Source organism: Priestia sp. FSL H7-0729, assembly GCF_038005685.1.
GTDB lineage: Bacteria > Bacillota > Bacilli > Paenibacillales > Paenibacillaceae > Paenibacillus.
The window spans coordinates 119,913-131,495 of sequence record NZ_JBBOTQ010000014.1 but is presented as its reverse complement, the minus strand read 5'-3'; the positions used below and the strand labels follow the sequence as shown (position 1 = coordinate 131,495).

11 protein-coding genes are annotated in these 11,583 nt (G+C 51.5%); all 11 read left to right on the top strand.

Annotated elements, in window-relative coordinates:
- Positions 1 to 250: hypothetical protein (locus MHH93_RS23875; RefSeq protein ID WP_500056048.1), on the top strand; the 250-nt coding region annotated here is incomplete at its 5' end.
- Between the two features lie 103 nt (positions 251 to 353).
- Positions 354 to 1,490: a cobalt-precorrin-5B (C(1))-methyltransferase gene (locus tag MHH93_RS23870; RefSeq protein ID WP_500056047.1), complete on the top strand. Its 1,137-nt coding sequence runs from the start codon at positions 354 to 356 to the stop codon at positions 1,488 to 1,490.
- Entirely contained in the window at positions 1,453 to 2,736 is a 1,284-nt protein-coding gene (gene cbiE / locus MHH93_RS23865) for a precorrin-6y C5,15-methyltransferase (decarboxylating) subunit CbiE (RefSeq protein ID WP_500056046.1), read from the top strand. Before MHH93_RS23870 ends, cbiE begins: the two co-directional genes overlap by 38 nt.
- Positions 2,737 to 2,861: 125 nt before the next feature.
- On the top strand, positions 2,862 to 3,563 hold the full coding sequence (cobI, locus tag MHH93_RS23860; RefSeq protein WP_500056052.1) for a precorrin-2 C(20)-methyltransferase: 702 nt from the start codon (positions 2,862 to 2,864) through the stop codon (positions 3,561 to 3,563).
- Positions 3,560 to 4,357 carry a precorrin-4 C(11)-methyltransferase gene (gene cobM, locus MHH93_RS23855; RefSeq protein ID WP_076332461.1) on the top strand — a complete coding sequence of 266 codons (798 nt, stop codon included), beginning with the start codon at positions 3,560 to 3,562 and terminating at the stop codon, positions 4,355 to 4,357. Before cobI ends, cobM begins: the two co-directional genes overlap by 4 nt.
- Complete coding sequence (locus tag MHH93_RS23850) at positions 4,350 to 5,438, top strand: cobalt-precorrin 5A hydrolase (RefSeq protein ID WP_500056045.1); 1,089 nt, start codon at positions 4,350 to 4,352, stop codon at positions 5,436 to 5,438. Before cobM ends, MHH93_RS23850 begins: the two co-directional genes overlap by 8 nt.
- Before the next feature lie 357 nt (positions 5,439 to 5,795).
- The gene (locus tag MHH93_RS23845) at positions 5,796 to 7,295 is read left to right on the top strand and encodes a cobyrinic acid a,c-diamide synthase CobB (protein WP_500056044.1); all 1,500 of its coding nucleotides are present in this window, start codon (positions 5,796 to 5,798) and stop codon (positions 7,293 to 7,295) included.
- Between the two features lie 182 nt (positions 7,296 to 7,477).
- Positions 7,478 to 8,197 carry an SDR family oxidoreductase gene (locus MHH93_RS23840; protein ID WP_500056043.1) on the top strand — a complete coding sequence of 240 codons (720 nt, stop codon included), beginning with the start codon at positions 7,478 to 7,480 and terminating at the stop codon, positions 8,195 to 8,197.
- A gap of 42 nt (positions 8,198 to 8,239) precedes the next feature.
- Positions 8,240 to 8,878: a ThuA domain-containing protein gene (locus tag MHH93_RS23835; protein WP_062836873.1), complete on the top strand. Its 639-nt coding sequence runs from the start codon at positions 8,240 to 8,242 to the stop codon at positions 8,876 to 8,878.
- 73 nt (positions 8,879 to 8,951) lie between these two features.
- Positions 8,952 to 9,332, top strand: a complete 381-nt coding sequence (locus MHH93_RS23830) for a phasin family protein (RefSeq protein WP_253441470.1) — start codon at positions 8,952 to 8,954, stop codon at positions 9,330 to 9,332.
- Positions 9,333 to 11,003, top strand: a complete 1,671-nt coding sequence (locus MHH93_RS23825; protein ID WP_500056042.1) for an ABC1 kinase family protein — start codon at positions 9,333 to 9,335, stop codon at positions 11,001 to 11,003. It begins immediately after the preceding gene.
- Positions 11,004 to 11,583 lie beyond the last annotated feature (580 nt).

Here is an 11,583-nt window from a genome sequence, read left to right as displayed (position 1 = left end):
CTGGCGTGGAATGATCAGTTACCACAAAATAAACCTCGGGGCATTGTTTAACCCAAGAGGTGGTATTACGCACTGTGTCAGGTGGATGCTGAAGCAGGTAGCAGCGAAGGGGACGGAATCGATTCTGAAGAAGCGGAGCTCAAAGCTTTCTGCAAGAAAGCTACTTCGGAAGCATACACTCTCGTTTGTCTCGGGAATTCTCCCTTTGGAAAAGGGAATCAAGGAAATCTGGAGACAACAGCGATCATAAGAACGATCCGTACCCGTAGCGGCCACCCAAGCGCTAAAAGCATCCCCCCACGCACGCAGCGTAATGCCATCTAGCTAATTAAAGAACGGGAGGTTCAAAACCCATGAAAGGCGGCAATACACCAGACCCCGACAAACCAATGCGTTCCGGCTTCACCACAGGAGCATGCGCCACAGCCGTTGCCAAGGGAGCGACGCAGCTCCTGTTAACAGGTGTTACGCCGGCACAGGCCGTGGTTTCATTGCCCGCGGGCTTTGACCACTCGTTCGAACTGATCGAGCAGGAACTGACCGATGGCGTAGCAACCTGTGCCACCATCAAGGACGCCGGGGACGACCCGGACGCCACACATCGGGCGAAGATTATCGCACATGTATCCTGGCGGGATGAGCCGGGCATGGAGCTGGATGGGGGCATCGGCGTAGGCCGAGTCACGAAGCCTGGACTGCCAGTGCCTGTAGGCGAAGCGGCAATCAATCCCGTTCCGCGCCGCATGATTACCGAGGCGGTCACTCAGGTGCTCGCTGAACACGGCACAGCCAGAGGGGTTCGGGTTGTGATCAGCGTGCCGGACGGCGAAGAGATGGCCAAGAAGACATTGAATTCCCGGCTCGGTATTCTGGGTGGCATCTCCATTTTAGGTACACGAGGCGTGGTTGTTCCGTTCTCCACCTCTGCTTACAGAGCCAGTGTGGTGCAGGCCATCTCGGTTGCTCAGGCATCCGGATGTGAACATATTGTGCTGACCACGGGCGGCAGTAGCGAGAAATACGCCATGAAGATGATGCCGGAACTGCCAGAGGAAGCTTTTATCCAGATGGGTGACTTCGTCGGCTTTGCGATCAAACACGGTAAACGGTTGGGCATGAAACGAATCACGCTGGTCGGGATGCCAGGCAAATTTGCCAAAGTGGCCCAAGGCGTCATGATGGTGCACTCCAAGAGTGCGCCGGTGGATTTTGGATTTCTTGCGTCCGTGGCCCGCGAGACCGGAGCCGGAGACGAACTGGCGCAAGCGATCGAGGAAGCCAACACGGCGACTCAGGTGGCAGATATGATGACCGAAGCCGGATACTTGCCCTATTTTGAAAAGTTATGTACATACGCCTGTCGGCACTGTTTGGAACATGCCGGAGGCGGCGTGACGGTGGAAGTGGTCTTGGTAACGATGAAAGGAATGGAACTGGGGAGGGCGGAAATCAGTGAACTCGAAGACAGCAACTGGAGCAAAGAATCGTAAAATCCGCATTATCGGTGTGGGTGAAGAAGGCGCAGCAGGATTGACAACAGATAGCCTGAATCTCATTCAGGAGGCAGATGTACTCGTTGGCGGAGAGCGCCAGCTAGAGTACTTCCCCGCATTTGCAGGTGAACGGTTAGCGATTAAGAGCGGTTTAAGCGATCTCGTTGTGAAAATAAAAGCGTTGCAGGCCACACACAACGTCGTTGTGCTTGCCTCGGGTGACCCGCTGTTCTACGGCATCGCCGGGTATTTGGCGCGCAAAATCGGCCCGGATCAACTGGAGATCCGGCCTAATCTCAGTTCGCTGCAGCTGGCATTTGCCCAGCTTGGCGAGAGCTGGCACGATGCCGTGCTCGAAAGCGTGCACGGACGCCCGCTCAAAGGCCTCGCACAGCGCATCGATGGCAAAGCCAAAGTTGCGCTACTCACGGACGAGCACAACAGCCCTGCTGCGATCGGGGCGTATCTGCAACAGTTCGGCATGACCGAGTATGATGCCTACGTTGCCGAGAATCTGGGCGGGGCAGACGAGCGTGCCCGCCATTACACCCTGGACGAGCTGGCGGCAGCAGAATGCAGCCCGCTCAACGTCGTCATTTTGCTGCGCCGCAAGGATGCACCAGCGCCGCGCAAAGGCTTCGGGTTTGCAGATGAGGAATTCCATCAGCGCAAGCCCGAAAAGGGCCTCATCACCAAGCGTGAAGTCCGCGCGTTCAGCTTGTCCGAGCTGAAACTGGGCGAGGACAGCATCGTGTGGGATATCGGCGCAGGTTCAGGCTCGGTGGCGGTGGAGTGCACGCGGCTGGCGCCGCGGGGACAGGTCTTCGCCATCGAGAAGAACGAAGGTGACCTCGTGAACATCGAGGCCAACCGGATCAAATTCCGGACAGATTTCACCGTCCTTCATGCCAAAGCTCCAGCGGGGCTGGACGAACTGCCGCATCCGGATGCGGTGTTCATTGGCGGCAGCGGCGGCGAACTCGGCCAGCTGATCGCCCTGTGTGCGTGCCGGCTGCGCCCCGAGGGACGCCTCGTTGTGAATGCAGCGACGATCGAGACGCTGCATGACAGCATGAAGGCGATGCGCGAAGCGGGCATGGACGCCACCGTAACGTTGCTTCAGACGGCGCGCAGCAAGCCGATCCTGAATATGACCCGTTTTGACGGATTGAATCCGATTTACGTGATCACAGGACAACACACAGTAACCGAAGAAACGGAATCCGCAGACGGAGCAGAGTGATTCTTCAATGAACGAAGAAGGGGGAGAGCAGCATTAGCATAACAACAGCAAGCACAACAGGAAACACAGCGTGGGGAAGCACTCCCGCAGAACCACTGGCACATAAATCATCGGATCACAAAGCCATCGGTACGTTGTATGGCGTCGGTGTCGGGCCGGGAGACCCGGAACTGATTACCGTGAAGGCGTACCGGATGATCCGGGAATGTCCCGTGGTTGCTTACCCGAAAAAGCGCAAAGGCGGTAAATCGTACGCCCATGAGATCGTGGAACTGTATGTGAACCCGGAAGAGAAAGAGATGCTTGGCCTGATCTTCCCGATGACCAAGGACCCGGTTGTGCTTGAACGCGAATGGGGCAAGACCGTTGAAGCATGCTGGGGTGCGCTCAAGGAAGGCAAGGATGTGGCCTTTGTAACCGAGGGTGACCCAAACCTGTACAGCACATTTATTCATTTGGCACGGTTAATGAGAGAGTTGCATCCTGAAGTGCCCATCAGTTCGATTCCAGGCATCTCTTCTGTACTGGGTGCAGCGGCAGCACTGGATATGCATCTGGCAGACGGAGACGAACAGGTGGGCATTATTCCGGCTACGGCAGATAAAGAAGCGATGAGGCAGGCGATTGAGCATCACGATACGATTGTATTTATCAAAGTGGCGAAGGTGCTTGACCCGATGCTTGAATTACTGGATGAGATGGGACTCGGCGGCAAAGCTTCGGTTGTTACCAAAGTCACTTCTCCATATGAACTGGTCTGGCGCGATGCCCGTGAACTGAAAGGGCAGGAGCTGGAATATCTAAGCCTGATGGTGGTGAGCAAATGAAGACATTGGAAGCAAAAGTCTATATCGTAGGTGCAGGCCCGGGAGACCCGGAACTGATTACGGTGAAGGGTTCGAACATTTTGAGAAGTGCGGATCTGGTGCTGTATACGGATTCCCTCGTGAATGATGAACTGATTGCGACCGCAAAGCCTGAAGCAGAAGTGCTGCAAAGCTCTGGCATGGACTTGGAACGTCAGGTCGAGCTGATGTGTGAAGCGACTCGTGCGGGTCGCAGCGTAGCTCGTGTGCATACAGGTGATCCGGCGATGTACGGCGCAATTTTGGAACAAATGGTACTGCTGAAACAGCAGGGCGTGGAATATGAGATCATTCCGGGTGTGAGTTCGGTCTTTGCTTCGGCAGCTGCGCTAGGGGCGGAATTGACCGTACCAGAACTGACGCAGACCGTAATTCTGACACGAGCAGAAGGTCGTACACCTGTACCTGAACGAGAGAAACTGCGTGATCTGGCCTCCCATCACTGTACGGTGGCGCTTTTCCTGAGTGCAACGTTGGCGAAAAAAGTCGTCGTTGAATTCCTCGCCGCAGGCTGGAGCGAAGATACACCTGTGGCAGTCGTGCAGCGGGCAACATGGCCTGATCAAAAGATTGTACGGACCACGCTTGCCAATCTGGCAGCGGATCTGCGTGCCGCCGGCATCACAATGCATGCGATGATTCTGGCAGGCTGGGCGCTTGACCCGGATCTCGTGAACCGCGATGCCCACCGTTCCAAGCTGTATGATAAATCCTTCACTCATGGCTACCGTAAGGGAGTGAAGTCCGGTGAGTAATCCGTTTGCAGCTGTTGCCATCACTAAACATGGCGTGGAGATGGTGCGTAATCTGGCAGGGCAGTTCCAGGGCACGGACGTATTTTATATGAGCAAGTTTGAACGCGGGGATGAGGAGCAGCTTGGTTATCAGTTGTTCGAAGGCTCGGTAAAGCTGATTTTACCTGATTTGTTCAAACGATATAACGGCATTATTCTATTCATCTCTTTGGGTGCGGTTGTGCGTATGATTGCTCCGATTCTGGTGGACAAAAAAGTCGATCCCGCGGTACTGGTCATTGATGACCGCGGCGAAAATGTGATCAGTGTGCTGTCTGGTCATCTCGGCGGTGCGAACGAGTTAACTCGTCAGGTCGCGGAGGTACTCGGCGCACGTGCCGTCATCACAACAGCTTCAGACGTGCAAGGCACCATTCCGGTGGACATGTTTGGCCGGGAGTTGGGTTGGATCGTAGACAGCTTCGACAAGGCGACACCTGTTAGTGCGGCTGTGGTGAACGAAGAGCCTGTCGCCCTCATTCAGGAGACGGGGGAGCGAAACTGGTGGAGATATAACAAACCCGTGCCGGATCATATCCGTGTCTTCAACAGCCTGGAGGAAACGGAATCATTCCCGTTCAACGCTGCGCTGGTCGTCAGCGACCGTCTGCTTTCGGCAGAAGAAGAGGAACGTTATCTCACCAATGGCGTATTGTATCGTCCGAAAAGCCTTGTGCTCGGCATGGGATGTAATCGCGGCACATCTGTCGAGGAATTGGAGCAGGAAGTCCTTGTTACCTTGCAGGAGTTATCCCTTTCCGTGAAGAGCGTGCGCAACATTGCCACGATTGATCTGAAAAAAGATGAAGAAGGCCTATTGGCCCTCTGCGCCAAATACGGCTGGGAACTGGTGACCTATACCCCTGCGGAACTGAATACAGTGAAGCTTGCCAATCCATCCGAGACGGTATTCAAATATACCGGAGCCTATGGCGTGAGTGAACCCGCGGCGTTGCTCTCCTCTGGGGCCGATCATTGGCTGCTAGAGAAGAAAAAGAGCGGTAATCTGACGATCTCCGTAGCACGCGTTTCATTTAAGTAGAGATATGCATGAAGTGAATCTACTTTACACAATAGCACTGCGATGACAGGATACCCTTCCGATCGCTGTTATCCCCGGTTTTTTTGGATTCCCTTTTCAAAGGGTAAAATCCGGTGATAAAGGCGAAGCGCATGCTTACGAAGCAGCTTTCTTTCAGAAAGCTTTTGGCTCCGCTTCTTTAGGTTATTTCTGCCCTCTCCGTTATTGTGTAAACATTCATTTCATGAATAAAGGTTATGCATTAATCTTGACCGCATCGCTATGTGATGCGGTTTTGTTTGGATTATAGAATTTATACGTTCTCAGCGGAGCTGAAGGATTCGATATTCGATATCGCAAGAAAAGGTGGAATTGAAAATGACCATTGCAGATCGTAATGCCAGGCCCCGACTGATCATCGCAGGCACCGGAAGTGGTGCAGGGAAAACGACAGTTACCTTGGGACTGATGAAAGCACTCGCCCAGCGTGGTTTGAGTGTACAGGGGTTCAAATGCGGCCCCGATTATATTGATCCGACATATCATACCGCCGTTACGGGCAGACCGTCACGTAATCTGGATGCATGGATGACATCGTCAACGTATGTGAGAGATACGTTTGAGAAGGCATCGGCAGGACATGATATCTCCATTATAGAAGGCGTTATGGGCCTCTATGATGGCAAAGATCCGCTCAGCAATACAGGCTCGACGGCAGAGATTGCTATGGTCACGCAGACCCCTGTGATCCTGGTTGTGGACGTACGCAGCATGGCTCGCAGTGCGGCCGCGATTGTACTGGGTTTTCAGCAGTTGGAGCCTGCATTAAATATTGTCGGCGTGATCGTCAACCGTTGTGGAAGTGCAGGTCATTATACCATTGTGAAAAAAGCCATCGAGCAGATGTGCGGCATTCCGGTGGTTGGTTGGCTGAAGCGGGACGAAGACATGTCCATACCCGAGAGACATCTGGGACTGGTGCCTGCCATTGAGCGCGGTGAACTGGAACCATTATTTCAGCGGGCTGCCGATGTGTTAATGGAAGGTACCGATCTGGATCTTCTGCTAGATTTGGCAGCAAGCGCCTCACCTTTGAATACTGAGGAATGGAGTTCGGCTACTATAGTCGACACAGACTCAGCCAGTGCTGAATCTGGCTCAGTTTCCGATTCACTTTCCAATTCAGTAATCCACGATAATCATCGACATGTATCATATGCGGTACAGCCTGTCATTGCCGTTGCGCGTGATGCGGCATTTAATTTCTATTATCCCGACAATCTGGAATTGCTCGAAGCGGCCGGGGCTCGATTACAATACTTCAGTCCGCTCGCTGGCGAAGGCATTCCAACGGATGTGGACGGCATCTATTTGGGTGGCGGATTTCCTGAAGAATTCGCAGCAGATATTGCGGGTAACCAAGGGTTTCTGGAAGGGCTTCGTCAGGCAACACAATCCAACATGCCATTATTTGCCGAGTGTGGGGGCTACATGGTGCTCGGAGAAACGTTGACCGACCGTGAGGGTGCCACCTTCCACATGGCGGGCATTATCCCCGCACAGGTGCAGATGCAGAAGAAGCGGGCTGCGCTTGGCTACCGTGAAGCGAGTAGCGTTCAGGATTCCTTTTTGCTGAAAAAGGGTGAGGTCCTTCGGGGGCATGAGTTTCATTATTCCACGATGACCTATCGTGATGGAGAGACGATCCCATATGCGTATGAGACCAAGGGGTTACGTGGCTTGAAGCAAGAGGGATATGCGGCAGGTAACATTGTGGCGGGGTATACGCACATTCATCTGGGCTCTTACCCGGCAGCCGCTCGAAGATGGGTGGAGCATTGTCGGGCTTATCGGCAGGAGCGATATATTCAGGAGTGAAAGCAGCGATTAGACAGTTCAAATAGATGGCTGAATTCAATAAGCAGAATGGCTCTAATCTTTCTTTTACCTCATGAGTCTAAGGTCGTGAAGTTGGCGATCCGCACTTAAATTAAAGGTTTTCAGATGAATATGTGGAATGAGTTAAAGACAGAATCATTATGCGAGGGAGGGTTATGGTGATGAGAACCGTATGTGTGACTGGAGCCGCTCGGGGTTTGGGACTGGCTTTGACGGCCCAGATGCTAAAGAGAGGGTATTACGTGTATGCGGCCGGTCTGGATGTGGAAGATTCCGAGGGAATTCGTGTGCTTGCAGAAGGATATCCGGACCACCTGCGCGCGATCGAATTGGATATCGCGGACGATCTGTCGGTGGCTCTGTTCACGGAGACATTGAAGCTGGATACGAATCATTTGGATATGCTAATCAATAATGCGGCTATACTAGGAAGTATTACGGATCATATCCGCGGGCCGTTGAATATGGCGGAGATGGCTGAAGTATTTAATGTGAATACCTTAGGTACACTGCGTGTGACTCATTCCCTGTTACCCCTCCTTCTTCAAGGGCAGACCAAGCTGATTGTTGATATCTCTTCTGAGGCTGGAAGCATCGAGCAATGCAGTCGGGATGGGTGGTATGCCTATTGTATGTCCAAAGCTGCTTTGAACATGCAAGCTCGTCTTGTGCACAATGGTCTGAAGGTTGAAGGCGGACAAGTGATGCTTGTGCATCCCGGTTGGGTACAGAGTTATATGCGGGGAGAATTGGATGCTTCGGCGGATCTCACACCCGAGCAATCTGCACAGCATATCGCTGTACTTATCGACCGCCATGAACAATTTAAAGGAGATCAGCCCGCATATGTAGACTACAAGGGAGAGACACTTCCCTGGTAGTTGGTTTTATAAGTAAGGTGAACAAGAAAGGAGATTGAAGGAATGGATCATCGTAAAAAAGCACTACTACTTGGCGATTATACGCATCCGGATTGGCATCCGCTACAGGGTGTAGATGCGGAGATTAGCCGAATTTTCCATGATACTATGACTGTGCAGTGCAGTGAGAACCGGAATATGCTGCTGCAAGAAAATATAACCGGGTTTGATGTGTGTATCTCATACATGGACGATTGGAAGGGGAAAGTCTCTCCACAGCAGACAGCAGGGTTGTTGTCCTATGTAAGTAATGGAGGTGGACTGGTCATTATACATAACGGAATTTCGCTCCAAAATCGTTATGAGCTCAAACAGATGATCGGTGCCAAATTCCTGCATCATCCGGCTTATGCACCACTGGAATTCACCGTAACGGAGGAAAACCATCCAGTGACGGAGGGCATTACCAGTTTTACGATGGAGGAAGAAGCGTATCAGTTCGAGTTTGGCTCTTTTGCCGAAACGAAGATATTGCTGGAATACCAATCCGAAGAAGGACCGAAGCCTGCGGTTTGGGCGCATCGTTATGGTGTTGGACGTATTGTATATCTTATGCCGGGTCACCATGTGCCGTCTTTTGCACACGAAACGTACCGTAAATTACTCCTGCAAGCAGGCAAATGGGCTGCACGTTACGTCTAAACGGACGGACATTTTTTGCATGTCGAGTATAAGGGGTATAATATAGAGATCAACGAAGAGGAGGATGACAAAAATGAGCGATTTGTTCAAAAAGGCGATCTCGTTAGGGCTTGGTCTTACCGTCGTAAGCAAAGAGAAAATTGAGAAAACCGTGGATGATTTGGTCAAGCGCGGGGAACTTGCTCCCGGTGAATCCAAAGCTTTGGTTGAACGCCTGATGGAACGGGGCGATGAAGAGCAAGGCCAGTTCAAGCGTGTAATTCAGGAACAGGTCAAACGTGTGCTTCAGGAAGCGGGTGTGGCATCCGAAAGTGATGTAACCAGTCTGGAACAGCGTGTTGCCGTCTTGGAGAAAAAGCTTGCCGAACTGGGCCACTCACCACAGCTTCAACCTGATGAATCCCCGGCTCCACTTGAAGTTCCTCCTCCTCTCAAAGGAAACGAGATCGAGTAGATGGCAGTGCGAATCAAACATGTCGGCAGATACCGTGAAATTGCCATGGCGCTCGTGCGTCATGGCTTCGGTTATATGGTCGAGGAGCTGGGCTTGTTCCAGCTGCTGGCTCTGCCCAGACGGTGGATGTCGCGTGAAGCACACACCACCAAAACGTTGAGTGAACGCATCAGGCTTGTGCTGCAGGAGCTGGGGCCAGCTTTCGTTAAGTTGGGGCAACTCGCAAGCACAAGGGCAGATCTATTGCCTGAGTCTGTCATTCGCGAGCTAGTGAAGTTGCAGGACCAAGTCCCGCCGTTCTCTTCCGAGACGGCACGGGGTATTTTGGAACAGGAATTGGATACACCGCTGGAGGAGATCTTTTCCCGGTTCGAGGATACCCCTGTAGCTGCGGCCAGCATTGGACAGGTGCATCTGGGCAAGCTTCGAAGCGGTGAGTCGGTAGCCATCAAGATTCAGCGGCCAGGCATATCGCGTATTGTACAGCGTGACCTGGATATTTTGCGTGAACTGACAGCCATGGCAGAGAAGCGCTGGGACTGGGTGAAGCAATATCAGATTCCGCAAATGGTAGAAGAATACGCTCAGGCATTGATGGCTGAGCTGGATTATACGGTCGAAGGCCGCAATACGGAAAAGATCGCACAGCAATATCAACAGGACAACAAGGTCAAAATCCCGACAATTTATTGGGATCAGACGTCGTCCCGTGTGCTCACAATGGAGTATATCGAAGGCATCAAACTCAACGAGCGGGATGAACTGGTCAGACGCGGCCATGATCTGAATAACATAGCGGAGCGGCTAGTGGATTCATTATTGAATCAGATCTTTATTCAGGGATTCTTCCATGCTGATCCACATCCGGGCAACCTGATGGTATTGAAGGATGGACGTCTTGCTTTTATAGACTTTGGCATGGTGGGTAGCCTAAGTGATGAGATGAAGCAGCAGCTCGCTTCCCTTATTATTGGGTTAATGCGCAAAGATACGGACAGTATGATTCGGGCGATTGAGAAGCTTGGCATGATGCCAGATGATATGGATCTGCGAGGGCTTCATGTGGATTTGGACAAGTTGCGTACCAAATATTACGATATTCCCTTTTCCAAGATCAGTGTGGGTCAGGCGTTGAATGACTTGTTCGGCGTAGCCCAGAGACACCGGGTGGTGATGCCGGCAGATATTCTGCTGCTTGGTAAATCATTACTGACGATGGAGGGTGTCATTGAACATCTCGACCCTTCCCTGAGCATCGTAGATATGGCCGAACCTTTTGGCCGTAAGCTGATCAAGGAACGCTTTAGCGCCGGAAGAATCAAAAATCGGTTGTTCCGCAGTGCGGCTGATATGGCCGAGAGTGTGATTGGTTTGCCAGGGCAGTTAAGACAGTTATCATCCATTATTAGCAAAGGCAAACTGAGGCTGGAGATCAGTGTCCCTGAACTCGATGCACTCATGCGCAGAATGGACCAGATTAGTAATCGGCTGTCCTTTAGTATCGTGCTGCTCGCCTTCTGTATCATCATGGTGGGTTTGATCATTGGTTCTTCGATCAGTCATCAATCCACGATGCTGTGGGATATTCCGGTCATTGAGATTGGTTTCCTGGTGGCGATATTAATGGTGGCTTTCCTGCTCTATTCGATATTCAAATCGGGAAGATTTTAGCATAACAACAAGACCCGTAAAGAGACTTTTATCAAAGGATCTTTGCGGGTTGTTTTTTGTATTATTTTGCATAACTCTATAGAGATGAAAGGGTGGGTACTTTGAAAAAGATGGTCAGTAACCTTGTTCTAACGTTTTTAACCGGGATTCTTGCATATTATCTGGTGACCCAGACCCTAACCCTAAATGCGATTTGGGTCAGTCTGATAGCCACGGGCATTGTCGCTATGTTCTATCTACTACCGTATTGGATCAGGAGAGGCAGGCAGACCAGAAACTAGAGCCTAGATACCCATGCAGAAATATGTGAAGCGCCAAAGATCCGGATCATCCGGTTAAGTAAGAGGTAGTGAAGTATGAATTGCTATGGGGCTTGATGACGTAAACATGCGTTTGATACGTCGCTACTCTTTTGCGGCAGTGAGATTATTTGTTTTTGAATAGAGCATGGGTGAGTAAATTATAGAAAGATTAAGATAATAGGAGATAAGGTTCAGTTTTTTCGCCTTAATTGTATTAGTACATATCCAGTACTGTGACTATAATAATAGGTCAGTACATTAACGGACCCGGTTTTTCT